The sequence below is a fragment of the Sutcliffiella horikoshii genome, from assembly GCF_019931755.1.
Lineage (GTDB): Bacteria > Bacillota > Bacilli > Bacillales > Bacillaceae_I > Sutcliffiella_A > Sutcliffiella_A horikoshii_E.
The window spans coordinates 4,039,903-4,065,201 of sequence record NZ_CP082918.1; the positions used below are offsets into that span (position 1 = coordinate 4,039,903).

General features: G+C 45.8%; 27 protein-coding genes. 1 reads left to right on the forward strand and 26 read right to left on the reverse strand.

What is annotated here, in order from left to right; translation table 11 throughout:
- Nucleotides 1-244: 244 nt before the first annotated feature.
- The 14 genes from murA to K7887_RS20650 form a co-directional block, all read right to left on the reverse strand.
- A complete protein-coding gene (gene murA, locus K7887_RS20585) occupies nt 245-1,549 on the reverse strand; it encodes a UDP-N-acetylglucosamine 1-carboxyvinyltransferase (protein ID WP_223491480.1) in 1,305 nt (434 codons plus the stop codon).
- Between the two features lie 32 nt (nt 1,550-1,581).
- Nucleotides 1,582-2,406, reverse strand: a complete 825-nt coding sequence (locus K7887_RS20590) for a YwmB family TATA-box binding protein (protein ID WP_223491481.1) — start codon at nt 2,404-2,406, stop codon at nt 1,582-1,584.
- A 226-nt stretch (nt 2,407-2,632) separates the two neighbouring features.
- Nucleotides 2,633-2,863: a DUF1146 family protein gene (locus K7887_RS20595; RefSeq protein WP_148987230.1), complete on the reverse strand. Its 231-nt coding sequence runs from the start codon at nt 2,861-2,863 to the stop codon at nt 2,633-2,635.
- Between the two features lie 289 nt (nt 2,864-3,152).
- Nucleotides 3,153-4,682, reverse strand: coding sequence for an NADH-quinone oxidoreductase subunit NuoN (gene nuoN / locus K7887_RS20600; protein ID WP_223491482.1), 1,530 nt, complete (start codon nt 4,680-4,682; stop codon nt 3,153-3,155).
- Nucleotides 4,683-4,689: 7 nt separating this feature from the next.
- Nucleotides 4,690-6,228, reverse strand: a complete 1,539-nt coding sequence (locus K7887_RS20605) for a complex I subunit 4 family protein (RefSeq protein WP_223491483.1) — start codon at nt 6,226-6,228, stop codon at nt 4,690-4,692.
- The gene (nuoL, locus tag K7887_RS20610) at nt 6,225-8,093 is read right to left on the reverse strand and encodes an NADH-quinone oxidoreductase subunit L (protein ID WP_223491484.1); all 1,869 of its coding nucleotides are present in this window, start codon (nt 8,091-8,093) and stop codon (nt 6,225-6,227) included. The genes K7887_RS20605 and nuoL overlap by 4 nt, the downstream gene beginning before the upstream one ends.
- Nucleotides 8,094-8,113: 20 nt before the next feature.
- A complete protein-coding gene (nuoK, locus tag K7887_RS20615; RefSeq protein ID WP_010200357.1) occupies nt 8,114-8,428 on the reverse strand; it encodes an NADH-quinone oxidoreductase subunit NuoK in 315 nt (104 codons plus the stop codon).
- A complete protein-coding gene (locus K7887_RS20620) occupies nt 8,425-8,964 on the reverse strand; it encodes an NADH-quinone oxidoreductase subunit J (protein ID WP_223491485.1) in 540 nt (179 codons plus the stop codon). The genes nuoK and K7887_RS20620 overlap by 4 nt, the downstream gene beginning before the upstream one ends.
- Nucleotides 8,961-9,380: an NADH-quinone oxidoreductase subunit NuoI gene (nuoI, locus tag K7887_RS20625; RefSeq protein ID WP_010200360.1), complete on the reverse strand. Its 420-nt coding sequence runs from the start codon at nt 9,378-9,380 to the stop codon at nt 8,961-8,963. Before nuoI ends, K7887_RS20620 begins: the two co-directional genes overlap by 4 nt.
- Before the next feature lie 53 nt (nt 9,381-9,433).
- A complete protein-coding gene (nuoH, locus tag K7887_RS20630) occupies nt 9,434-10,444 on the reverse strand; it encodes an NADH-quinone oxidoreductase subunit NuoH (protein WP_223491486.1) in 1,011 nt (336 codons plus the stop codon).
- Complete coding sequence (locus K7887_RS20635) at nt 10,444-11,544, reverse strand: NADH-quinone oxidoreductase subunit D (RefSeq protein WP_223491487.1); 1,101 nt, start codon at nt 11,542-11,544, stop codon at nt 10,444-10,446. Before K7887_RS20635 ends, nuoH begins: the two co-directional genes overlap by 1 nt.
- A 3-nt stretch (nt 11,545-11,547) precedes the next feature.
- Nucleotides 11,548-12,837 carry an NADH-quinone oxidoreductase subunit C gene (locus tag K7887_RS20640; protein WP_223491488.1) on the reverse strand — a complete coding sequence of 430 codons (1,290 nt, stop codon included), beginning with the start codon at nt 12,835-12,837 and terminating at the stop codon, nt 11,548-11,550.
- A 2-nt stretch (nt 12,838-12,839) separates the two neighbouring features.
- The gene (locus tag K7887_RS20645) at nt 12,840-13,352 is read right to left on the reverse strand and encodes a NuoB/complex I 20 kDa subunit family protein (RefSeq protein ID WP_010200368.1); all 513 of its coding nucleotides are present in this window, start codon (nt 13,350-13,352) and stop codon (nt 12,840-12,842) included.
- Nucleotides 13,343-13,717, reverse strand: coding sequence for an NADH-quinone oxidoreductase subunit A (locus K7887_RS20650; RefSeq protein WP_010200369.1), 375 nt, complete (start codon nt 13,715-13,717; stop codon nt 13,343-13,345). Before K7887_RS20650 ends, K7887_RS20645 begins: the two co-directional genes overlap by 10 nt.
- Before the next feature lie 115 nt (nt 13,718-13,832).
- Between K7887_RS20650 and K7887_RS20655 the strand changes: the two genes are divergently transcribed.
- Nucleotides 13,833-13,985 carry a hypothetical protein gene (locus K7887_RS20655; RefSeq protein ID WP_223491489.1) on the forward strand — a complete coding sequence of 51 codons (153 nt, stop codon included), beginning with the start codon at nt 13,833-13,835 and terminating at the stop codon, nt 13,983-13,985.
- Between the two features lie 371 nt (nt 13,986-14,356).
- Here K7887_RS20655 and K7887_RS20660 read toward each other — a convergent pair whose 3' ends face one another.
- The 12 genes from K7887_RS20660 to upp all read right to left on the reverse strand — a co-directional run bounded on the left by K7887_RS20660 (nt 14,357) and on the right by upp (nt 25,186).
- Entirely contained in the window at nt 14,357-14,758 is a 402-nt protein-coding gene (locus tag K7887_RS20660) for a F0F1 ATP synthase subunit epsilon (RefSeq protein ID WP_088019729.1), read from the reverse strand.
- Between the two features lie 25 nt (nt 14,759-14,783).
- Nucleotides 14,784-16,202, reverse strand: a complete 1,419-nt coding sequence (gene atpD / locus K7887_RS20665; protein WP_148965306.1) for a F0F1 ATP synthase subunit beta — start codon at nt 16,200-16,202, stop codon at nt 14,784-14,786.
- 48 nt (nt 16,203-16,250) lie between these two features.
- Complete coding sequence (locus tag K7887_RS20670) at nt 16,251-17,111, reverse strand: F0F1 ATP synthase subunit gamma (protein WP_064099565.1); 861 nt, start codon at nt 17,109-17,111, stop codon at nt 16,251-16,253.
- 113 nt (nt 17,112-17,224) lie between these two features.
- Entirely contained in the window at nt 17,225-18,736 is a 1,512-nt protein-coding gene (atpA, locus tag K7887_RS20675; protein WP_223491490.1) for a F0F1 ATP synthase subunit alpha, read from the reverse strand.
- An 18-nt stretch (nt 18,737-18,754) separates the two neighbouring features.
- Nucleotides 18,755-19,297 carry a F0F1 ATP synthase subunit delta gene (locus K7887_RS20680; RefSeq protein WP_223491491.1) on the reverse strand — a complete coding sequence of 181 codons (543 nt, stop codon included), beginning with the start codon at nt 19,295-19,297 and terminating at the stop codon, nt 18,755-18,757.
- A complete protein-coding gene (atpF, locus tag K7887_RS20685; RefSeq protein WP_223491492.1) occupies nt 19,294-19,839 on the reverse strand; it encodes a F0F1 ATP synthase subunit B in 546 nt (181 codons plus the stop codon). The genes K7887_RS20680 and atpF overlap by 4 nt, the downstream gene beginning before the upstream one ends.
- A 135-nt stretch (nt 19,840-19,974) precedes the next feature.
- The gene (atpE, locus tag K7887_RS20690) at nt 19,975-20,187 is read right to left on the reverse strand and encodes a F0F1 ATP synthase subunit C (protein WP_010200387.1); all 213 of its coding nucleotides are present in this window, start codon (nt 20,185-20,187) and stop codon (nt 19,975-19,977) included.
- Between the two features lie 58 nt (nt 20,188-20,245).
- A complete protein-coding gene (atpB, locus tag K7887_RS20695; RefSeq protein ID WP_148980110.1) occupies nt 20,246-20,998 on the reverse strand; it encodes a F0F1 ATP synthase subunit A in 753 nt (250 codons plus the stop codon).
- 2 nt (nt 20,999-21,000) lie between these two features.
- Nucleotides 21,001-21,387 (reverse strand): ATP synthase subunit I, encoded by a 387-nt coding sequence (locus tag K7887_RS20700; RefSeq protein WP_223491493.1) that lies wholly within the window; start codon nt 21,385-21,387, stop codon nt 21,001-21,003.
- 2 nt (nt 21,388-21,389) lie between these two features.
- Complete coding sequence (locus tag K7887_RS20705; RefSeq protein WP_223491494.1) at nt 21,390-21,611, reverse strand: AtpZ/AtpI family protein; 222 nt, start codon at nt 21,609-21,611, stop codon at nt 21,390-21,392.
- A gap of 395 nt (nt 21,612-22,006) precedes the next feature.
- The gene (locus tag K7887_RS20710; protein WP_223491495.1) at nt 22,007-24,316 is read right to left on the reverse strand and encodes a S8 family serine peptidase; all 2,310 of its coding nucleotides are present in this window, start codon (nt 24,314-24,316) and stop codon (nt 22,007-22,009) included.
- Between the two features lie 240 nt (nt 24,317-24,556).
- Entirely contained in the window at nt 24,557-25,186 is a 630-nt protein-coding gene (upp, locus tag K7887_RS20715; protein WP_223491496.1) for a uracil phosphoribosyltransferase, read from the reverse strand.
- Nucleotides 25,187-25,299 lie beyond the last annotated feature (113 nt).

The window sequence follows — 25,299 nt, forward strand, 5'->3', positions numbered from 1 at the left end:
ATATACACATAACCCACAACTGTCAGAAAACAATTCAATATCACACCAAAAAAATGGTCTGACAGAAAAAAAGTTGGAATATTAATAAGTAGTGAAAAAAATGCTGTGCTGGGGTCAGACCCCAGCAGGAATTTCCGCACTCACGTCGAATGCCAGTAAAAAAAGTTTGAAAAAGGGTCAGACCCCTAAAGGAGTCTGACCCTTGATGTAGAATATAAATATATGATTGGCTATTTTGGTGTGTTTAGGCTTCCTTGATTTGCTCTAGGATAACTGTTTGTTCTTGTTCCATGGAGCTTACTCGTTCGATGTCTGCGCCTAGTGCTGCTAGTTTGTTGTGGAAGTTTACGTATCCACGATCTAAGTGTTTTAGCTCGGTTACACGAGTGTATCCGTCTGCGATTAATCCTGCTAGGGTTAATGCTGCTGCTGCACGAAGGTCTGTTGCCGCCACTTCTGCGCCTTGTAGTTTTGAAGGTCCATTGATGACAACGGAACGTCCTTCGATCTTGATGTCGCCGTTCATACGACGGAATTCTTCTACATGCATGAAGCGATTTTCGAATACTGTTTCGGTAATCATGCTCGTGCCTTCAGCCGCCAATAATAGAGACATCATTTGGGATTGCATATCTGTTGGGAATCCTGGGTGAGGCATTGTTTTGATGTCAATTGACTTTAGTTTTTCAGGTCCGATAACGCGTAATCCGTTTTCGACTTCTTCAAACTTAACGCCCATTTCTTCCATTTTGGCAATTAAAGAGCTGGAATGTTCCGGCACTGCGCCTTCAACGATAACGTCTCCGCCTGTGATTGCAGCTGCTACCATGAATGTACCTGCTTCAATGCGGTCAGGGATGATGTTGTGTTGGCATCCGTGCAATTCGGAAACCCCTTCGATTCTGATAGTACCTGTACCTGCTCCACGAACTTTTGCTCCCATGGAGTTCAAGAAGTTCGCCAAGTCCACGATTTCCGGTTCTTTTGCAACGTTTTCCATGATAGTTGTACCTTCAGCAAGAGTTGCAGCCATCATGATATTTTCCGTTGCTCCCACACTTGGGAAGTCAAGATATATTTTCGCGCCTTGTAATCTTCCGTCTACTTCGGCATCGATATAACCATTTCCAACTTTTACTTTCGCACCCATTGCTTCGAATCCTTTTAAATGCTGATCGATTGGTCTTGAACCGATCGCACATCCTCCAGGTAGAGCAATTTGTGCTTTTCCGTTACGTGCAAGCAATGATCCCATTACTAGGACAGATGCGCGCATTTTTCGTACATATTCAAACGGTGCTTCAGTGTGAAGCTCTCTTGTTGCATCGACAATTATACGATTATTTTCAAAATCAACATCGGCATTCAAATAACGCAAAACCTCGTTAATCGTATAAACGTCGGAGAGCTCAGGTACATCTAAGATTTCGCATTTGCCTTTGCTAGCTAATAAAGTTGCGGCGATGACAGGTAGTACTGCGTTTTTTGCTCCCTCTACTTTAACAGTACCCTTTAACCTTTGTCCGCCGCGGACGATGATTTTTTCCAAAACGTTCCCCTCCGCGTCTTTTATTCTATATATTAATATTCAACAGTAATAATTGGCGTGCCTACAATCACGGTAGTCTTATCGCCCATTCCTTGTGTTCGTAACCCAATTTGTAAGTTCATCTTTCCCTGATGTGTCGGAAGAACATTATTCCATGCATCAGTATATGCTGAAACTGATACAAAGGTATCTTCCTGAATCTCTTCAACTATTTGTGCTGAAAATGCGTCTAGCAAAATATTTGTCGTATTTTGCAAACCACCTTCAATTTTAGCACTGAAATCGCCAGACATACAACTAAATATTTCAAAGTCTTCATGAGAAATATTGGTAAGATTCGAATGGAAATTGTTTATTATCTCTGTTGCTACAGGCTTTTCCCAACCATACCCAGTAACCTCATATAATACATACGATGTTTGGGATGAGTTTGTGTGGGTGGTGATGAGCTGAAGAGTCTCTTCTTGCTTTAATAAGTCATTATAATAAGTCCCAACTGCCTTCCATTGATCCTCTTCTTCCATCACATTCCAACTAAGATGGCCCATACTCTGTTTTAAACGATTTACCTCTTTTTGAAAAGTGACTAAATCCCTAATTTTATAGACGTTCTTCCGTCCATAAAGTTTCCATTCCTGAACATTAATTTTCTCCTTTTGAAAAACTTCTGCGATTTCAAGTATCTCAGTACTGATATCGTTTGGTAATTGAGCTCTGCTTCTTTCATTCCCAAGAATTACCCCCGTAAAACATATTACCAAAATAAAAAATAGTCCTAGCAATCTATTAATATAAAGTTTCCACGTTTTTTCTGCATATTTAGTATTAGTTTTTAAGCCCTTATCCGTATTCCCCATCTTAAACATATCCCCCACGCCCCTTTGTTTGTTACTACTCATTGTGACCAAAGTGAGCATAAGAGATACATAGAAATGTTCGTCAAAATTTTTGTGTTTTTTATATATTTTTTATTTTTGGGGTCAGACCCCGGCAGGAGTTTTAGCTCTTATGTAGAATGAGGCAAGAAAAACAAATAAAAAACCAGAGGATTCTCTCCCCTGGTTTGCTTAAGTTCGCTTATTTTCACCAAATCATCGGCAGTCTTTGTGATAGGAACAGGTAGTCCAGGAAGAAGTTGCTGACGGAGGATCCGATGGCGATGGTGATTAGGATCAGCAGCAGTCTGATTTGGACGACTTTGTTTGGTTTCATCCATTTTTCGTATTGGATGGCTTGGAGTGCCCACCAGGTGATGCTAATGAATAGTAGGTGGGAGATGATGCTGACGAGTGCTTGTACTCCGAAATCGATCATTGTGAAAGCAGCCTCCTCTTTATTTTAAGTAAAAGTTCTGGGTATACTCCGCTGTTGATTTCCGCGCTAGGCTTCGCTTTCCGCGGGACGGTGCTTGAGCCTCCTCGGCAAGCCTGCGGGGTCTCAACCAACCGTTATTCCCCCGCTGGAGTCTCAGCCTTTCGCTCCAATCACCAGCTCGATACACCTTGCTTCATTAGTTTCTTCCTATAGTAATCCACAAAAAAGAAGGAGCTCTATCACTCCTTCTTTTCTATTAAATCATATACCCCTTAATGGTGACAATGTGTTAGTTGTCTGTTTCGAAGATATCTCTTAAAATATCGAAATTGCTTCCGAACATGTCTAGGGCAAGGCCTGGTAAGATTCCTAACAACAGTGTTCCTAGTGCGCAAACAAAAACGGTGATCCAGATTCCAACGGGAACGTGGATTTTTTCTTGGCTTGCGGCTGGGCGGAAGAACATTTGTGTCATGATACCGAAATAGTAAAAGTATGAGACGACGGTGGTCAAGATCAAGACCGATGCCAGCACGTAGGCGTTGGTTGGTTCGGAAATGGCCCCGACGAAAATTGATAATTTTCCGATGAATCCGGCTGTTCCCGGGATACCTGCCAAAGAAAGCAAGAACACTGACATTAACACTGCAAGCAGCGGTGAACGCTGGTAGAGGCCGGCGAATCGGCTCAGATCCTCGGAATCATCTTGTGCGGTGACGACTTGCAATACTGCAAGTGCTCCAATGTTCATGAACAGGTATGCGACCAGGTAGAACCACATTGCTTCAAAAATGAAGATGAAGTTTACGGTTGCCAGTGGTACCAACAAATAGCCGGCGTGTGCGACTCCAGAGTAGGCGAACATTCGCTTGACGTTGCGCTGCCTAAGAGCAACGAAGTTACCGATGATCATGGAGGCCACGGCCAAGACTGCGATGAATTCCCCCATGGAGAACAGCATAGATGAGCCTTCTGCTGATCGGGTTGGGAAGAACAGTGTCACGAAAAGACGCAGGACGATAATGAAGCCTGCTGTTTTGGATACGACTGCAAGGAATGCCGTTACTGGTGTTGGTGCGCCTTGGTAGACGTCCGGTGCCCACATGTGGAATGGTGCGGTCGCGAGCTTGAAGGATAAGCCAACGAACATCATCATGAAGGCGATGACCAGCAGGTATTGCATGTCGCGTGCGTTGATCTGGGACAGTGTGATCCACATTTCCTGCAGGTTGGTTGTGCCTGTCAGGCCGTACACGTAACTCATCCCAAACAGGGTGATGGCGGTGGCGATTCCGCCGTTGATAACGTATTTCATGGCCGCTTCGTTGGATTGCAGGTTCTTTTTGCGCAGGCCTGCTAGTACATAGGAAGCCAGGGATAATAACTCAAGGCCCACAAACAACGTGATCAGGTCGCCGCTTGAGGACATGATCATGGCCCCTAGGACACCTAGCAGCAAGAGGTAGAAGAACTCTCCCCTGTACTCTTTCAGGCCTTCTTTCGGCTCGTAGCTGATGGCCATAAGCATCACAAAGGCTGCTCCGACTAAAATCAACGTTTTGAAGGCCATCGCGAAGCTGTCGAGTCGGTATGTTTCGTAAAGGATGGTGGTGACTTGCATTGGATCTTTGTCGTACATGCCCACTAAGAATCCGAGGGCAACCAGGATGCTGGCGAATCCGAGCCATCCGAGCAGTCTCCGGTCTATTTTTTTCGGTAAAAATAAGTCCAGTAGTGAGAGAAGGGTTGCTACACCAAGGATGATGAATTCCGGTGCCATGACACTCCAATCAAAGCTGAGTAAGGTTTCTAAATCCATCTCCAGTTCACCCCCCTATCCCTAAAATAATGGCGTTGATGGTGTCTTGCAGCGGTTGTGCGAGAATGCTAGGGTATACTCCGATCAGGATGATGAAGAATAGCATGGCAAATACGGGAATGTATTCAACTCCGCGCAGGTCCACCACTTTCTCGCCATAGCCTGCCGCTTTCGTGCCGAATGTCATTCCGAGCACTGCACGCAACAAGTATGCCGCTGTTAAAATAATCCCGAGTGTTCCGACTGCCGCAACAACCGGCATTTCATTGAAAAGTCCCATGAAGGCAAGGAATTCGCTGACAAATCCGGACATGCCAGGCAGACCGAGTGAGGCCATGGCTCCCACAAGGAAGAATCCGGCTGTGAGCGGCATCGCTTTTGCGAGTCCACCAAGCTTTCCGATGTCTGTCGTTCCTGTGCGTTCGTACATTACTCCTATTAAAAAGAACAAGAGTGCCGCGATGAATCCGTGGGAGACAACTTGGAAGATGGCGCCTTGGATTCCCGCTTCATTTAGGGCCGCAAGCCCGATCAGGACAATCCCCATATGCGAAATACTGGAGTATGCCAGCACCATTTTGAAATCTGTTTGGATGAGTGCAAGGAATGCACCGTAAAGGAGATTCACGACTCCTAAGATTGCTAGAATGAAAGCGAGCTGGTCGAATTGTTCCGGGAAAATTCCCACTCCGAAACGGATAAGTCCGAATGCCCCTATTTTCAAAAGAACGCCGGCATGCAGCATGACGATTGATGGCGGAGCCTGGACGTGGACTTTTAGCATCCAGCTGTGAAGCGGCACGATTGGCAGCTTGATACCGAATGCGACAAGCAATGCAATCAGCAGTCCCATGCGCAGGTCGTCTGAAACTTCGCCAAGGAACATGGCGTCACTGTTACCGGTGAACATGGCAGTGATTTCGGCGATGTTCATCGTTCCTGTTTTTGTGAAAAGGACAACGAACACGATTAATAGAATGGCAGAACCGAGACCGTTGTAGATAAGGAAGCGGTATGCTGCACTTTCTTTTTCAAAATAGCCCCATTTTCCGATGAGGAAGAACATCGGGATCAAGGTGAGTTCAAAGAAAAAGAAGAATAAGAGCAGGTTCTCCGCTGCAAAGACGCCGAGCATTCCGATCTGTAAAAGAAGAAAGAGAATGAAGTAGCCTTTCCATTCTTTTTTTACATGGATGCTTGCGATGGCTGCAAGGGTGGAAAGCACTGCCGTCAGTAAAATCATGACGAGCGAGAAGCCGTTGACCCCAAGCTCGAAAGAAATCGGCTGGTATACTTGAGAGCCGTAGATTTCACCAGTCAGATCTTTGTTTCCGAATGTAATCCATTCGTGCTTGATCGCAAATTGCTCAAGACCCGCTCCCGCCTTGTATTGCCAGAACGCGATGAGCGCAAGCACCAAGGACGGCAGGGTTGCAAGGAATCCAACGATTTTGATGGCTTCCACGTTTGTTTTTGGTGTGAAAAGAAGTACTAAAATACCTAAAAGAGGGGCGAAGATCAACGCTGTCAGAAATATGCTGTTCATCCGATGTACCCCCCTGTGAAGACGAAAATAATGATGAGAATGGCGAGTCCGACAAACGCGACTGCTCCGTATGTTTGGGTTTGGCCGTTCTGCACTTTGGCTCCGAGTCTACCGATTTGTTGGGATGCCGCGGCAATCCCCTTCATCGAACCCTGGACAAGGAACTCGTCGATGTATTTCAGGAACAGGCTGATCACGCGCGTTCCATAGACAAATGTCATATTGTAAATTTCATCGACAAAGTATTTGTTGCGTAAAATTCCGTACAGATGCGGTGCGCCTTGGCTGAATGTTTCGCGCGCGATCGAGCGGCGGAAATAAATCAGGTAGGCGAAACCGATGCCGGCAAATGAAACAAGGATGGCAGCCGCCATGATCCATTTTGGCCCCTCGATATGGGACGGCCCGTATAGGGTGGTCCCTTCTGTCAGCCAGTCTCCGAGAAAATGGCCAAACCAAGGGGTGTTCATATAACCTGCCACGACTGCAAGGACGCCAAGCACGATCATTGGAATGGTCATGACAGATGGTGACTCGTGCGCATGACTTTGGTCTCCACGTGCATCACCTGTGAATACCAGGAAGAACAGGCGGAACATATAGAATGCCGTGAAGAAAGCAGCGATTAGTGCCAGTAAAAATAAGAATGGATTCCCATTCACCCAAGCAGCAAGGAGAATTTCCTCTTTACTGAAGAACCCGGAGAACAACGGAACACCTGTAATGGCAAGAGTTCCGATTAGAAATAAGATTCCGGTGGTGCGCATTTTTTTCCAAAGGCCGCCCATTTCATCGATGTTTTGCGTGTGGACCGCATGGATGACGCTACCTGCTGCAAGGAAGAGCAAGGCTTTAAAGAATGCGTGTGTGGTGAGGTGGAAGACCCCTGCCACATAGCCTGCAGAACCGAGAGCAAGCATCATGAAGCCGAGCTGACTGACGGTGGAGTAGGCTAGCACTCTCTTAATATCTTTTTGTACAAGACCGATGGAGGCCGCGAAAATGGCGGTGAATGCACCGACGATTGCGACCGTCATAAGCGCCGTTTCGCTGGCATTGAACAGCGGAAACAGGCTCGCGACCAAGTAGACCCCTGCTGCAACCATTGTTGCGGCATGGATTAGCGCGGAAACCGGTGTTGGACCTTCCATCGCGTCAGGTAACCAGGAGTGTAGCGGGAATTGACCTGATTTCCCCATTGCCCCGATAAAAATAAGGATGGCAATGAGGGTCAGCATGCCTGCGGAGATTGCGCCTGCATTGACTGCTTCAAAAATCACATCGTATTCAAAGCTGCCAACCTGCCAGAATAATAGGATGATCCCGATGAATAACCCGACATCCCCGATACGCGTCATGATGAACGCTTTTTTGGCAGCGGCTTTTGCTTCATTTTTATAAAAATAGAACCCAATGAGCAAGAATGACCCTACTCCGACCAGCTCCCAGAAAATGTAGAGCTGAAGCAGGTTTGGTGACATGACAAGTGCCAGCATGGCAAAGGTAAACAGGCCCAGATAGGCGTAGAACACGTGGAAACGGTCGTCCCCGTGCATGTATCCTTTGGAATAAATATGTACAAGTAAGCTGACAAGTGATACTACGACAAGCATCAAGGCGTTTAATTGATTGACTTCATATCCCGCCGTCAGTACGACGTCTCCTATTTGGAGCCAGTCGAATGTGGCTTTGAAGGTTGGTGCTGAAAACCGCTCCCATAGTGCTGTGAGGGAAAAGATGAGTGATAGTCCAATGAGTGCGATTCCGAGGAATGCACTCGATTCTTTCAATCTTTTGCCGACAAGCATTAACAGGATAAAGGAGATCAGCGGAAAAAGCGGGATGATCCAGGCATTTTCCATCATCGTATCAAGTCCCCTTTTTTTTAGTTCTTCAGTGTATTCATTTCGTCGATGTTAACGGTGCGGCGGTTGCGGTAGAGGGCTATGAGGATAGCCAGGCCTACTGCGGCTTCTGCTGCTGCGACGGTAATGGTGAACAGGGAGAATACTTGCCCTGTGATGGATGGTGCGATGCCGAATTTACTGAACGCGACAAGGTTGATGTTGACTGCGTTCAGCATGAGCTCGATACAGATCAGGACGATGACGGTGTTGCGTTTTGTCAGGGCCCCGTAAAGTCCGATACAGAATAAAATAAGTGCAAGTACCAGGTAGGCTGATAATGGAACTCCGCTCATTCCTTGGTCGCCTCCTCTTTTACAACGTCCGCGTCTTCGTCATCTCGTCTTGCCAAGATGATTGCCCCGACAAGTGCCACGAGCAGAATCACGGAGGTCAATTCAAATGGAATGACGTATTTTGCATAGATGGCTACACCGATCTGTTCGGTGTTGTTCACATGCAGGTCGGCTGATTCTTGGGATCCAAGGTCAAGGCTGTACAGTCCGAAATACATGACTGCTGCAAAGCCGAGAACGCCGGCGCCGACGAGTATTTTTCGGGCAAGTCCTGATGTTTCGGATTCGTCATTGTGACGGGTAAGCATGATTCCGAACAGCATGATGATAGTGATGGCCCCGGAATAGATGAGAATTTGGACAGCCGCTACGAATTCAGCGGAGAGCATGACATAGATGCCGGCGATGCTGATGAAGGTGAACACTAGGGCTACCACCATGTGGACGACCTTTGTCAGGTTCAGCATGAGCACTCCACCGGCGATCGCAGCGATTGCTAGGAAAAGAAATGCGATGAATTCACCGGTTATCGTCATGCTTTATTCTCCCTTCTGATGTTCGTATCGTTTTCATCGAGCCATTGCAGGTCTTTGAAAAGTCGATCACGGCTGTATTCGGCAAGCTCAAAGTTGTTGGTCATGATGATGGCCTCTGTCGGGCAGACTTCTGTACAGAGGTCGCAGAGAATGCAGATTTCAAAATTGATGTCGTATGTGTCGATGATTTTCCCTTTTTTCGTTGGATCCGGATGTTTTTTCCCGGTAAGCTGGATGCAGTCTGTAGGGCAGATGTTGGAGCACTGGTTACAGACGATGCATTTTTCCGGGTAAAATTTTTGGATGCCGCGGAACCGGTCCGGTAGTGGAAGCGGTTCGTTTGGGTAATCATAGGTTACTTTTTTCTTCGTTAAGTTTTGTAGGGTATATTTTAAACCTTTTGCAAGACCGAGCATTTCGCTTCACCCCTATTCTTCCGTTACCCCTTTTAGTAATGAAAGTGAGTTTTTTATTTAAAGAACAATTCTTTCATGATCGCTGAGAAAAAGATGTTTGCCAGTGCTACCGGGAGCAGTACCTTCCAGCCGAATTCCATGAGCTGGTCTGCGCGCAGACGCGGGAAGGTGACACGGATCCAGATGAGCACGAATACGACTACGCTGAATTTCAGTGCGAACCAGACGGCACCCGGGATTAATCCGAGGAACTCGAATGGTGGCAGCCATCCGCCCAGGAACAGGACGGTGGTCAGGGATGCCATCGCAAACAGGTACACATATTCTGCTAGCATGAAGAATGCCCAGCGGAATCCGGAGTACTCAACATGGTACCCTGCGACAAGCTCGGATTCTGCTTCCGGCAAGTCAAATGGTGTACGGTTCAACTCTGCGACAGATGCAATCATGAAAATTAGGAATCCGACAGGCTGCAAGATGATAAACCAAAATGTTTCGCCTTGAGCTGCAACGATTTCGTTCAGGTTAAGGCTTCCTGCCAACAGGACAACCCCGATTACAGACATAACAAGTGGCACTTCATAGGAAATCATTTGGGCTGCTGCACGCATGCCTCCAAGTAAGGAGTACTTGTTGTTTGATGCCCAGCCTGCCGCAACGACGCCGACCGTTGTGATGCCCGAGATGGCGATATAGTAAAGCAAGCCGACCCCGATGTCCGCAAATTGAAAGCGGTCGGTGAACGGGATGGTGGCAAGCACCATGAACGCCGGTGTGAACGCGATCACTGGTGCGATAATGTATAATGGTCGATCCGCAAGTTTCGGGATCGTGTCTTCTTTTATAAGAAGCTTTAACACGTCGGCTACTGTTTGGAGCAAGCCCCATGAACCCCCGACCTGATTCGGTCCTATACGTCCTTGCATGAAACCCATTACTTTACGTTCGGCAAGGATTCCGTATGTTACGAAGCCAAGGACAGCGAGCAGCAATGCCGTGGCCAAACCGAAAAAAATGAAAAAGTTCGTCCAGGATGGTGAGGAATGCAACAAGCTTTCCATCATTAGCCATCCACCTCCCCGAGGACAATATCAATTGCCCCTAAAATGGCGATCAGGTTTGCCATGTTTTCGCCTTCCAAAAGCTTCGGTAAAATCTGCAGGTTGTAAAAGGACGGACGGCGGAATTTGAGTCTGTATGGCTCTTTTTTTCCGTCACTGGCAATGTAGCAGCCGATCTCACCGCGCGGGGATTCGATGCGTACATATGCTTCTCCCTTTGGCGCCTTGATGATTTTCGGTACTTTTGCCATGATCGCGCCTTCTTTCGGGAATTGTTCGACGGCTTGTTCGATGATCTTCAAAGATTCCTCGATTTCCTCCATGCGGCAGTGGTAACGCGCCCATGCGTCTCCGCCTTCCCGCGTTGGAACGTCAAAATCAAAGCGATTATAAATGGAGTAAGGCTCATCTTTACGAAGATCCCACTTCACTCCGGTACATCTGAGGTTCGCACCACTCAGGGAGTACGCAAAGGCATCCTCCTTCGTGTAACGGCCAACCCCCTTCACACGGCTCATGAAAATTTCATTGCCTGTTACAAGGTCATGGTAGCCCTTCAGCTGCTCCCTCATATATGGAACAAATTCTTCTACTTTTTCAATCCAGCCCTCCGGTGCATCCCATTTCACGCCCCCAACACGCATATAGTTGAAGGTAAGGCGAGCACCTGACAGCTCATTTAATAGATTGATAATCATTTCGCGCTCACGGAACGCATATAGGAACGGACTGACAGCCCCGATATCAAGTAAATATGTACCATACCAAACTAGGTGACTGGCAACACGGCCAAGCTCCATCGCAAGCACGCGAAGGTATTCGGCCCGCTCTGGAATTTCAATTCCCATCATCGTTTCCACCGCATGACAAAGCACGTAGTTGTTGGTCATGGCGGATAAGTAATCCATCCGGTCGGTGTACGGGATGATTTGCGTGTATTGGAGATTCTCCGCGAGCTTTTCGGTTCCGCGGTGAAGGTATCCAATGACCGGTGTCGCTTCTTTGATGATTTCCCCATCAATTTTTATGACAAGTCGGAACACCCCGTGGGTACTCGGATGCTGTGGACCGACATTCAGTAGCATTTCCTCTGTACGAATCATCTGCTACACCTCCACATCGTACGGCTCATAATCTTTGCGCAGCGGATAACCTACCCAATCATCCGGCATCATGATGCGCGTCAAATTCGGGTGTCCTGTAAACTGTATGCCAAGCAGGTCGTATGTTTCACGCTCCGGCCAGTTTGCCCCTTCCCAAATTGGCTGGATGGACGGGATGACAGGGTTCTCCCGGTCTATTTTCACTTTTAGGGCAACAGACTGCTTGTTTTTATAAGAATATAAGTGATTGTAGATTTCCATATGCGTTTCAAAGTCCGTGCCGTGCATTTCAGATAGAAATTCAAACGTCAGCTGCTCATTGTACCGCAGGAATGATGCCACTTTATAATAGTTCTCCGGTTTCGCGACAAGCGTCGGAACATCTTTGGAAAGCGGGTTGATGTACGCGTCTTCCAAGGTGTTTTCCCCGAGGTTGTCGTTGATCACTTTTACATATTTATCGAGGTATTTCTGGTTTGTTGATGGTGGTGATGGTGTATCTGATTCCGCGGCTGCTGTTGAGCCGGATGTTCCTTTGGCTTTTGCGGCGGCTGCTACTTTCGCTTTGGCTGCTGCGGCGGCCTTTGCTTTTGCTTTCGCGGCTGCGACGGCTTTGGCTTTTTCGTCTTGGAGGTCTGGGGAGGCAGTGTCTGCTTCGCCCGCGGCCCCTGTTGCTCCTCCGTCACGTTGCTGTTTGGCCAGTGCAGCGGCTTTTGCCTTGGCTGCAGCTGCTGCTTTTGCTTTCGCGGCTGCGATGGCTTTTGCTTTGGCGTCCTCGCCGTCTGTTTCGGTTGCTGGTGCTTCGCCTGTGTCGCGTTTTTGTTTTGCGAGTGCGGCGGCCTTTGCTTTCGCTGCGGCGGCTGCTTTCTTTTTAGCTAGTTCTTTGGCGTCGTCTGTTGGCTCTGTTGATTCGGCTTCGGATCCCACTTGTTCTTTCGCTTTTTGTTTAGCCAGTGCTGCGGCCTTCGCTTTCGCAGCTGCAGCGGCTTTCTTTTTAGCTAGTTCTTTGGCGTCGTCTGTTGGCTCTGTTGACTCGGCTTCAGATTCCGCTTGTTCTTTCGCTTTTTGTTTAGCCAGTGCTGCGGCCTTCGCTTTCGCAGCTGCAGCGGCTTTCTTTTTCGCCAGTTCTTTGGCGTCGTCACCAACCGGAGTTTCAGCGGGTGTTGTCTCTTCTATACTTTCAGAAGCCTTCGCTTCCATCTTCTTTTTAGCTTCTAATTTTGCAAGTGCAGCAGCTTTTGCTTTGGCTGCGGCCTCTTTCTTCTTTTCTTCCAGGCTTTTCTCCTCGCTCACTGCTAGATCACCTGCTTCCCTGTCTTGGCTTCATAACGAATTTTTTCGCGGAGCTTATTGATTCCATAAATAAGAGCCGCTGGATTTGGTGGGCATCCCGGTATGTACACGTCTACTGGTACAATTTGGTCCACACCTTTTACAACGGCATAGGATTTGATATATGGACCGCCTGCAGTCGCACAGGATCCCATTGCAATGACCCATTTCGGCTCAGGCATTTGATCATACAAGCGCTTCAACACGGGTGCCATCTTTTTCGTCACGGTACCAGACACGATCATACAGTCAGATTGACGCGGTGATGTACGAAAAAAGGACCCAAAACGGTCGAGGTCATAGTGGGACGAGCCAACTCCCATCATTTCGATGGCACAGCAAGCTAGACCGAATGTCATCGGCCACATGGAATTGCTACGGGCCCACGCTTTCAGCTCCTCCAATGTTGTCAGGAAGACCGTCTGTTTCAGTTCTTCCATTTCCTCTGGTGAGATACTCTCTAGATTTAGATCCATTTCAACACCTTCTTCTTCCATGCGTATATTAATCCGATCAGTAATAAAACTACGAAAATAAGCATTTCAATCAGTGCAAAAATCCCCAATTTCTCGTATGCCACCGCCCATGGATAAAGGAAAACCGTCTCCACATCGAAAATGACAAATAACAGGGCAAATATGTAATAACGAACATTGAACTGAACACGTGAATCATGAAAGGGATCAATTCCACTTTCATAGGTCGTCTGCTTGGCTGCTGATGGCTTATTCGGACGCAAAACACGTCCAATAGCAAGCGCCACGACCGGAAGCAATACCCCTAGAGCTAAAAATACAACCACTATCAAATAGTTATTTTGATATAAGTTTAGTAGATTCATGCCCGCCCCCTCCGAAGTCTCTCTTCATTTTCAGACTGCTCACAATATTTAAAAATGTAACCGATAACAATTATATCAAATCCCCATATCGGTGTCGACAGGAGATATCCTTATTATGGCTATTGTTTTTAGGGAGGCGAAGGGAATTGGTTTGGTGAAGGGTGAGGTTTTGTTTTTGTGGTTGATTGTGAGGCGCTTTGATCAAAGTTCAAAAGAAAATTACCTTGTTTTGAAAAAGGCCAGGCTTGGTGACTGCTGGAACCAATGAAATGTGGGGCTACTTGGAAGGTTTTAGTTGAAAGTAGGTAATTGGATTTGCGGATATCAATAAAACTCAGGATATTTCAAGAAAAATTCGGATATATCGAGAAATTAGGAGTGTATATCAATAAAAATTAGAATATATCAAGAAATTCAGGCATATATCAAGAAATCGACAGACCCTTCGTCATTTCGACAACATAGATACTGCACTCACCACCAGTCAACCATAATGCGTGGGACTGCTTCGCTTTAGCACATCACCGCACAGCGGGTCAGACCCCTCTTTAGTCCTTTAAATCACAAAAACCCCCTCCCTCCAAAGCACGTCTGCTCCGGAAAGAGGGGGTTTTGACACAGTATGTTTACAGGGTATTGTTACCCTCTTTTGGCTACGTTGATGCGGTTGATTGCGCGTTGAAGGGCAAGTTCAGCGCGGCGGTAGTCGACGTCGTCCTGTTTGGACTGAAGTCGTTGCTCGGCGCGTTTCTTTGCTTCTTCTGCACGTGTAAGATCGATTTGCTCAGCTGCTTCTGCAGTTTGGGCAAGGATCGTTACTTTATCAGGACGCACTTCTAGGAAGCCTCCGTTTACTGCCACTTGTTCGGTTTTGCCGTCTTTTTTCATACGGACGCCGCCGATTTGAAGTGGAGCAACCATCGGGATATGTCCTGGTAGAACTCCCAGCTCACCGCTTTGAGCACGGGCTACTACCATTTCTACGTCTGATTCATAAACCGGGCCATCGGGAGTAACTACGCTGACTTTTAATGTCTTCATTTCATTCCCTCCTAGGTCCCTTTAATTAAACTTCTACACCCATTTGCTTCGCTTTTTCCACTACTTCTTCGATGCGTCCAACTAGACGGAATGCATCTTCAGGAAGGTGGTCGTATTTGCCGTCAAGGATTTCTCTGAATCCTTTAACTGTTTCCTGAACAGGAACGTAAGAACCTTTTTGTCCAGTGAACTGCTCGGCTACGTGGAAGTTTTGAGATAAGAAGAACTGGATTCGACGAGCACGGTGAACGGTTAATTTATCCTCATCCGTTAACTCATCCATACCTAAGATAGCAATGATATCTTGTAGTTCTTTGTAACGTTGTAAAGTAACCTGTACTTCACGCGCTACTGCATAGTGGTCGTCTCCAACTACTTCTGGTGCTAAAGCACGGGAAGTGGAAGCTAGAGGATCAACCGCTGGGTAGATACCCATCTCGGAAAGCTTACGCTCAAGGTTCGTTGTTGCATCTAAGTGAGCGAAAGTTGTTGCTGGAGCCGGATCCGTGTAGTCATCGGCAGGAACGTAGATCGCTTGGATAGACGTTACAGAACCTACAGACGTAGACGTGATACGCTCTTGTAATTGACCCATTTCAGTAGCAAGTGTTGGTTGGTAACCAACGGCAGATGGCATACGACCTAGTAGGGCGGAAACCTCAGAACCTGCTTGTGTGAAACGGAAGATGTTGTCCATGAAGAATAGAACGTCTTGTCCTTGGTCATCACGGAAGTACTCAGCCATTGTAAGACCTGTTAGTGCAACACGCATACGTGCTCCAGGCGGCTCGTTCATTTGTCCGAATACCATGGCAGTTTTCTTGATAACGCCAGAATCCGTCATTTCGTGGTAAAGGTCATTTCCTTCACGAGTACGCTCACCAACACCTGCGAATACAGAGATACCACCGTGCTCTTGTGCGATGTTGTTGATTAATTCTTGGATAAGAACCGTTTTACCTACACCGGCACCACCGAATAGACCGATTTTACCACCCTTGATGTAAGGAGCAAGTAAGTCTACTACTTTGATACCAGTTTCAAGGATTTCAACGTCTGTTGAAAGTTGATCGAATGTAGGAGCTTGTCTGTGAATCGGATCACGACGAGAACCTGCTGGAATTGGAGCATCTAAGTCAATGTTTTCTCCTAGTACGTTGAAAACACGACCAAGTGTTACGTCACCTACTGGTACAGAAATAGGGTGACCAGCATCTTCTACTTCCATGCCGCGAACGACACCGTCTGTAGAAGCCATAGCGATTGTACGCACTGTGTTGTCTCCAAGGTGAAGAGCAACCTCAAGCGTTAAAGTAATGTCTACTTCATTAGCGCTACGAGCTTTATGATTAATATGAAGAGCGTTGTATATTTCAGGAAGATGTCCGCTGTCGAATTTTACGTCGACAACTGGACCCATGATTTGAGTAACGCGACCTTTCATCGTATTCCCTCCTAACTTACTTTTGCAAAATTTTGTTTCTTAACGAATCTATTGTTGAGCTGAAGCTCCCGCTGTAATCTCGGTGATCTCTTGAGTGATTGCTGCTTGACGGGCACGGTTGTAAGAAAGTGTAAGGCCTTGGATAAGCTCTTTCGCGTTATCTGTCGCACTTTGCATCGCTGTCATACGAGCAGCATGCTCACTTGCTTTTGCATCTAATAATGCACCGTAAATCAGGCTTTCCGCATATTGCGGTAGCAATACTTCAAGGATACCTTCTTGGGAAGGTTCGAACTCATAGGATGTAATCTTGTTGGATGTAGGTGCAATGTCAGTAAGAGGAAGAAGTTTCTTCTCTGTTACTTCTTGGGAGATTGCACTTACAAAGTGGTTGTAATACACGTATAACTCATCAAACGTTCCATCCGCGTACATGCTGACTGCACGATTCGCAATGTCCTTGATGTCTGAGAAGGATACTTGGTCGCCTAGACCAGTAATTTCGGAGAATACAGGGACGTTACGCTTTCTGAAAAAGTCGCGGCCGATTCGTCCGATGGCAATTACTGCGTATTCATCTTGAGACTTATGACGTTTTTGAACCGTCTGATGAACCGTACGTAAGATGTTACTGTTATAGGCACCTGCAAGACCACGGTCAGAGGAGATTACGATGTAGCCAGTACGTTTTACCGGACGGCTTTCTAGCATTGGATGCGATACATCTGTACTTCCTAGTGCGATACTTGCTACAACCTCTTGGATTTTATCCATATAAGGATTGAAAGCTTTTGCATTCGTTTCAGCACGATTCAGTTTCGATGCGGAAACCATCTGCATGGCTTTTGTGATTTGACTAGTCTTCTTCGTCGAGGTAATTCTCGTTTTTATGTCGCGTAATGATGCCAAAGGATTTCACCACCTTTTTAACCCTATTCAGAGTGGTTAGACACATGGAAAGGAGGAATCGAAGGTTGGTTCGGGTTCCTCCATCGCATGGTGTAACTCACTATGTCGATCTATTACTTTTCAGTAGCTACGAAAGTCTTTTTGAATGCATTAAGTGCTTCAGCCATTGCTTCGTCGCTTGGTAATCCTTTAGTTGTACGGATTTCTTCTAAAAGTTCTTTACGGTTGTGCTCTAGCCAAGTAAGCATTTCGTCTTCGAAACGAGTTACGTCTTGTACAGGAACATCATCGATGAAGCCTTTTGTAAGAGCGTAAAGAATCGCAACTTGTTTTTCTACTTTAAGTGGCTTGTTCAAGCCTTGCTTAAGTACTTCAACTGTACGAGCACCACGGTTAAGTTTTGCTTGAGTTGCTTTATCTAAGTCAGAACCGAATTGCGCGAACGCTTCTAACTCACGGTAAGATGCAAGGTCAAGACGTAATGTACCTGATACCTTTTTCATCGCTTTGATTTGAGCGGATCCTCCAACACGAGATACGGAAAGACCAGCGTTGATCGCAGGACGAACACCGGAGAAGAATAGGTCTGATTGTAAGAAAATTTGTCCATCAGTGATGGAGATAACGTTTGTTGGGATGTAGGCAGATACGTCACCAGCTTGTGTTTCGATGAACGGTAAAGCTGTTAAGGATCCAGCGCCTTTTGCATCACTAAGTTTCGCTGCACGCTCGAGTAAACGAGAGTGAAGGTAGAATACGTCACCAGGATATGCTTCACGCCCTGGAGGACGTTTTAATAGTAGGGAAAGCTCACGGTATGCAGCAGCTTGCTTTGTTAAGTCATCATAGATAACTAGCACGTGCTTGCCGTTGTACATGAATTCTTCACCCATTGTTACTCCAGTGTAAGGTGCTAAGAATAGCATTGGAGCTGGTGCAGATGCAGATGCAGTTACAACGATTGTGTAATCAAGTGCACCATGCTTACGAAGAGTTTCTACCACTCCACGAACTGTAGATTCTTTTTGACCGATAGCAACATAGATACACACCATGTCTTGGTCTTTTTGGTTAAGAATCGTATCGATCGCAACAGATGTTTTACCTGTTTGACGGTCTCCGATAATTAACTCACGTTGTCCACGTCCGATTGGTACAAGCGCATCGATCGCTTTGATACCTGTTTGAAGTGGCTCATGAACGGATTTACGATCCATAACACCAGGAGCTTGTGCTTCGATTGGACGAGTTTTGCTTGTTTCGATTGGACCTAAACCATCAACTGGTTGTCCTAATGCGTTTACTACACGGCCGATAAGTGCTTCACCTACCGGTACCTCCATGATACGGCCTGTACGACGAACTGCATCGCCTTCGCGGATTTCAGTATAAGGTCCTAAGATTACTATACCGACGTTGTTTTCCTCTAAGTTTTGGGCAAGACCCATAACTCCGTTAGAAAATTCAACTAGCTCTCCAGCCATGACGTTGTCGAGACCATGAGCACGAGCGATACCATCCCCAACTTGGATAACAGTACCGACATCGCTAACTTCGATTTCAGACTGATAACTTTCGATTTGCTTTTTTATCAGCGCACTAATTTCTTCAGCTTTGATGCTCATGAATTTCACCCCTATCTACTATCTATTCGTTGTAAGTTGACGTCCTAGACGCTCTAATTTTCCACTGACACTTCCATCAAAAATACGGTTGCCGATGCGAATCTTCAAGCCGCCGATTAAAGATGGATCTACGATATTGCTGATGTTTAAAGAAGATTTCCCAACTTTTGCTGCAAATACAGCGGAAAGCTGAGCCTGCTCTGCGTCCGTTAAAGCGCGAACAGAGTACACTTTTGCGTCTGCCACATTAAGGGCTTCGTTAGAAAGTGCTTTGTACTCGTCAATCATATCGACAACGATACCTTGACGGTGACGGTCTATTAAAAGCTGTAACGTGTTTACGATAAATGGTGATGCGGAAGCAAATGCCTCACGGACGATTTGCTTTTTAGAGTCTTTGCGTACTTTCGGGTTGCTTAGGACAACGTCAAGTTCCTTGTTGTTCAAAAACACCTTTTTCACTTCTGCAAGCTCTGAATCAAACTGGGCGTAAAGGTTGTTTTCTTTTGCCAGTTCGAAAAGAGCCAATGCATAACGCTTTGCTACTCCGTTTTTGCTCATCGCACTTCGCCTACCTGTTTCACGTAATCATCGATAAGCTTCTGCTGATCTTTTTCGTTTAGTTCTTTTTCAATCACTTTAGAAGCGATTAATACGGACAAGGAAGCAACCTGTTCACGCAGGGCAACAACTGCTTGTTCTTTTTCCTGAATGATTTCTTTTCTTGCCGCTTCTTTCAAGCGTGCAGATTCCTCTTGAGCAGCTCTTACGATATCTGCTTTTTGATCTTCTGCTACTTTTTTCGCGCTTTCCACTAAAGCCTGAGCTTCCGTGCGAGCTTCTTTTAAAAGAGCTTTTTGCTCTTCTACAAGACCTTTTGCTTCAACATTGCTTTGTTCAGCTGCTGTAATTTCATTTGCAATGTGATCTTCACGTTGCTTCATCATTCCAACAAGCTTATCCCAAGCAAATTTTCTAAGGAAATATAGTAAGATTAAAAATGTGATTAACTGGAATAGTGCATCTCCTAAAGTTAGAAGTCCTGCACCAAGCACTAAGTGATCTAAGCTATACAATGCTTTCACTCCCTTCGAGGAATACATAAGAAAAGCACAAGCACCTAAAGGGCACCTTGGCTAGATTTTCGAGAAAAATTGTTCATACTAAAGGAAAGGCGAAGGTTCTCTTGTGAGACGGACTTCGCCATTATTGATGCTAAGAATTATTCGGGCAGTTAATTAACCACCGATAACCATGAACGCGATAACAACGGCGATGATAGGAATCGCCTCAACTAGTGCTACCCCGATGAACATTGTAGTTTGAAGAGTGGATTTAAGCTCAGGTTGACGAGCGATCCCTTCTACTGTACGACTTACGATTAATCCGTTACCAATACCTGCTCCTAGTGCTGCTAAACCAATTGCAACTGCTGCTGCTATAAGACCCATTGATAATTTCCTCCTTATGTTTAAAAAAAGTTTTTTTTGGTTATTAAAAATTTATAAATTAATGGTCATGACTCACTTTGTGTGCCATATAAACCATTGTTAACATGGTGAAGATAAATGCTTGGATGGTACCAATGAAAATACTGAACGCTTGCCATACTAACATAGGAATGATTGCAACGGCTGTTCCAATAATTCCGGACATGAAGCCCATTTGATAACCGTTAACTGCCAGTCCTGCAAGCAACCCTAGCAAGATTTCCCCTGCGAAGATGTTCCCGTATAAACGAAGACCAAGCGTTAATGTGTTAGCAAATTCTTCAATGATCTTAAGTGGAAATAAGAACGACATCGGTTTGAAGAAGTCCTTCCCGTATTCCTTGAAGCCTTTCATCTTAATCCCATAATAATGCGTCAACGCTACTACCATTGCCGCGAGACTAAGCGTAATAACAGGATCTGCTGTTGGCGATTTCCACCATAAAGTGTGGTCGTCACCAAGGATAATCGCAAATGGCAACCCGAGCATATTCGCGACAAATACATACATCATAATTGTCAGAGCTAATGCAAGGAATCTACCTCCTGTTTGCCAATCCATGGTACTGTTAATGATACCTTTAGCAAAGTCAACCAACCATTCCATGAAATTCTGCGCTCCGGTAGGTTTCAATGCCAGTGTTCTTGTGCAAAGTATTGCGATAAGGAACACGATTAAGGCTGTTATAATAGTCATCAAAATATTCGACAAGTTGAAATGAAGGTCGTAACCAAACAAATCAAGCGTCGCTATAGGAGCACTGTGACCCAACACTACTCACCTCTCTTCCCCACTGCTTTAAAGAGTGTTACAAATGAATCTATGATAATGACAATATAGGATGTCATAATCCCTATGATGACGCCGTAGAGATTCAAAGTTTCTGGATATCTCATAGCGATGACCACACCGAGAATTGCGGCGGCCATTCTTGAAAAAGAACCTAGTGTCATAGCTTTCCGACCCTCAGCAACTGCTTCCGTGAACTTCTTCACTTTCTGATGCAACAGCCAATGGTTGTACACACTTATCACTGTCCCAAGGATCAAACCTAGGAACCAATCTTGGTATGGGGTAAATCCCCAACCTATTACAAAAAAGGCAAGAAAAAATAAGAAATACTTCATATGCCTCATAAACTTTTCGGTTGATTCGGGCATATTTATGACTCTCCTGAGAAGAATTTTTGGACCAGGTATAATACTCCCAACACACCTGCTGCTAGTCCTAAAAGAAGTCCAATAATAAGGAACAATGGTTCTGTACCAATTTTTCCATCCAGCCATCTTCCTGCAAATAATCCAACTAAGGTGGGACCAACTAAGTAGGAAAGGATTCCGGACATCAAAGCCATTGCTTGGAATGGGCGGCGTTTATCTTCCATAGAAAACACCCCGTTTTACATGCGGTAAAAGATTTGAGGTCTTACTGATAAATCGGTGTTAAATATGTATAAAATTGGTTTTTAAAAACCTATGAAAACCCTATCATTTTATACCCTTTGTAAGCATACAATAGCACTTTATCAATGTCAATGTGTTCTAAGGAAAAATCGACATTCTTTTCATTGGTAAGATTTCTCTTCGAACCAGCTTTTTTTGCTATGTATTTTTCCAGAAAAAAACAGCCAAATGATGAACAGTTTTCCTCATTCGGCTGTTGTATAACATTATTTTATCACAGAAGACATATAGGTTAAGTTTGTCGATTGTGAACATTATGTGACTATTCAGTAGTTTCAGGTTGTGTTGCTTGACAGGGTTCGACAAAAATGTCTCCTCACTCAAAGTAAAGGTCCGCTTCCACAGTGTCTTCCTTGTCCAGTTTCTTCGCAAAGACGACTGCCTTCACAAGTCCTTTGACTTTTACGCGATCTGCGGGGATTTGATTTTTGAATAGCCCGCGCGGAAGGTCCCTTTCCCAGTCAAGATAGTCGATGAAGTGGAGCGTATCTGCTTCGTACAGCGCAATTCCAAGTTCCTCGGCGCCTTCTGGCAAATACACTTCGTACTGATACTCCCCTTCCTTATCTCCATAACCGAACTGAAAGCCCATGATCCGCGGATAATCCGGTTCTTCTATTATATAGAGGTAAGGCAGACGGATCTTCTGGTTGTCCGCGTTCACGATGACCTCTCCCTCGTGCATCCCCGCTGTCTGCTGGTTTGGGGTGATATCGAGCGTGATGTTGGTCTCGCGTTTTTCTTTTGGTTTCAGCTTAAAGGTGATCGGTGTCTTCCACTGAACTCCCTTTTTCTGTTTCGGTACTTCTATTGAATAGGTGACTTCTTTGTCTGAGACGTTTTCAATCGTAATCGGAACTTCCTTTTGTGTTCGGGTTTGTTTCTTTTCCAGCATTCCAAAGTTAAGAGATCCCGGGTACACGAGGCTGTTCGTCTGGATCGCTTCCTCCAGCTGGATGCGTCCAGTTCCTTGTTCCAGAACGGAATAACCTGAACCATCTTCTTTAATGAGAGGTTTTGTCGTATTCATCAGGGCTGCTTTCACCTGAGCCGGCGTCCAATCGGGATGGGCCTGGATGATGAGTGCACTTGCCCCCGCCACATGCGGCGCGGCCATGCTTGTTCCTTGAAGCGCGAGGTAACCGTTAGGAATTGTGCTGTCGATCGCCACACCAGGTGCGACGACATCCGGCTTGATTTCCCACGTATGTGTCACCGGCCCGCGTGAACTGAAGCTAGCAATATCATCTTTGTGCCATTTGAATTTTGTCTTCACCATAGAGAAACTTCTTTTTAGATGCTTTTTTAAAAATAACCCGTCTTCTTTGGAAATCGAGACGACCGGTATATCCATCTCCACTTCTAAAGTACCTGTAAAATTGCCCTCGAGGTTGTTGTAGATGACAACACCAGCGGCACCGCGCATTTTTGCGTGATGTGCCTTTTCCGAAAAAGGAATCTTGCCGCGTTCAAGCAACACTAGTTTCCCCTCTATCTTCTTGCCTTCCCAATCCTCTTCTTCCCCAAGGCCTACATGCACCATGCCCATCGGTTTGGCCGGAAAATCCCAAGGCATCGACCCCTGCAGCGGAAGCATCTCTATCTCTCTTTTAGAAAAAATAGGAGACAGATGCGGAATGTGAAGCGGCGGCGTGGATGCTCCAACCGATATTGCCTCAGACGAGGTCCCGGGGGATCCCACCGTCCAAAGGTTTGGACCGGAATTGCCGCTTGAAGTGACTGCCACCACACCATGTTCTACCGCTTTATTCAGAGCCAGGCTTGTCGGCCAATCCGGCCCATTGATGGTGTTTCCAAGCGATAAATTCAGCACGTCCACTTTGTCATGAATGGCCATTTCGATAGCCGCAATGACGTGCTCACTGGAACCATGGCCTCCCGGACCAAGGACTCGGTACGCAATAAGTTCCGCTTCAGGCGCCACTCCATGAAGATGCCCGTTCGCCCCGACAATCCCGGCAACATGCGTCCCGTGGAGAGTCGGCATTCCTTGCGACCTCTTTGTTTCCATCGGATCCTTGTCCTCGTCGACGAAATCATAGCCACCCGCATAATTGTCCCGGAGGTCGGGATGCGTGTAATCGATTCCAGTGTCGATGATTCCCACTTTCACACCCTTACCGGTGAGACGATTTCCTTCTTTGTCAAAGAGTCGGTGCATTTTCTCTCCGCCGATAAAAGGCACACTCTCGTCGATATTGGGGGTGTAATTGGTAACAGGCGAAACTTCGAGAATTCCCTGTTCTTTTTGGAGTTTCTCAAGATCTTTTAGCGGGCCGTGGATGGCAAATCCTTTGAATACGGCGGTATAAGTTCGTTTTATTTTTAGATTAGGATATTTCTGTTGGATTACGTTTTGGATGGCGTTTTGGCTGTTTTCCTCCACGATTAAAATAACGGTCTGTTCCTCCAGCTCGTTATCTTTGCTTACCGGAAGTGGCGGCCGTTTTGGGTATTTTGGTGTGTTAGTTGTATTGGTTGTATGTAATGAGTCGTTTGCGTGTGTGTTTATGGCGGCTGTTGTATTTGTTAGCGGCTCCACTAGAGTTGATGTCAACAGCAACACAGTGAGTCCGATACATAAAAAAATTTTCCCTGATTTCACGTCCTTCACCTCTGATATGTAGCATTTGTTATTGATGGGGGATTATGCATAGGTTGAGAGTTGAGGTGAATTAGTCAAAAAAGCGATTGAATTAGTCAAATAAACAGGAGAAGTATACAAATAACGGTGTGAAATAGTCAAATAAACAGGTCAGATTTTCAATAATCCATATATTCCCACAAAACAACTACAAAAAAAGGCTGCTCAAAGATCTCATTCGATCCTCAAACAGCCAGTCATTTATTTTGTGCCGTATAATCTGTCTCCAGCGTCACCTAGACCTGGGACGATATAGCCTTTTTCGTTTAGCTTTTCATCAAGCGCCGCGATGTAGATGTCTACGTCAGAGTGCGCTTCTTTAAGTAATTCCACACCTTCAGGGGCAGCGATTAAGCACATGAATTTGATATTTTTCGCGCCACGTTTTTTCAGGGAGTGAATTGCTTCGATTGCAGATCCGCCTGTAGCAAGCATTGGATCAACCACGATGAAGTCGCGCTCTTCCACATCAGAAGGTAATTTCACATAATATTCAACAGGTTGAAGCGTTTCTGGATCGCGGTATAAGCCGACATGCCCAACTTTTGCAGCCGGAATCAATTTCAACATTCCTTCTACCATGCCAAGACCGGCACGTAGGATTGGAACGATTCCTAGTTTTTTCCCTGCTAATACGTTTGATTTTGAAATAGAAACCGGTGTTTCCACGTCCACTTCTTCAAGCGGAAGGTCACGGGTAATCTCGAATGCCATTAAACTTGCCACTTCATCAACTAGTTCACGAAACTCTTTCGTACCTGTATTTTTGTCGCGGATGTATGTAAGTTTGTGCTGAATTAACGGGTGATCAAATACGTACACTTTTGCCATTCGAAATCTCTCCTTTTATCATGTCTAGCCGGCGATTCTGTTAAAGACTTTTCCGGCTCTCAACTCACACTTCCATTGATTCTACAGAAAAAGCGGGATTGATTCAAGTAATT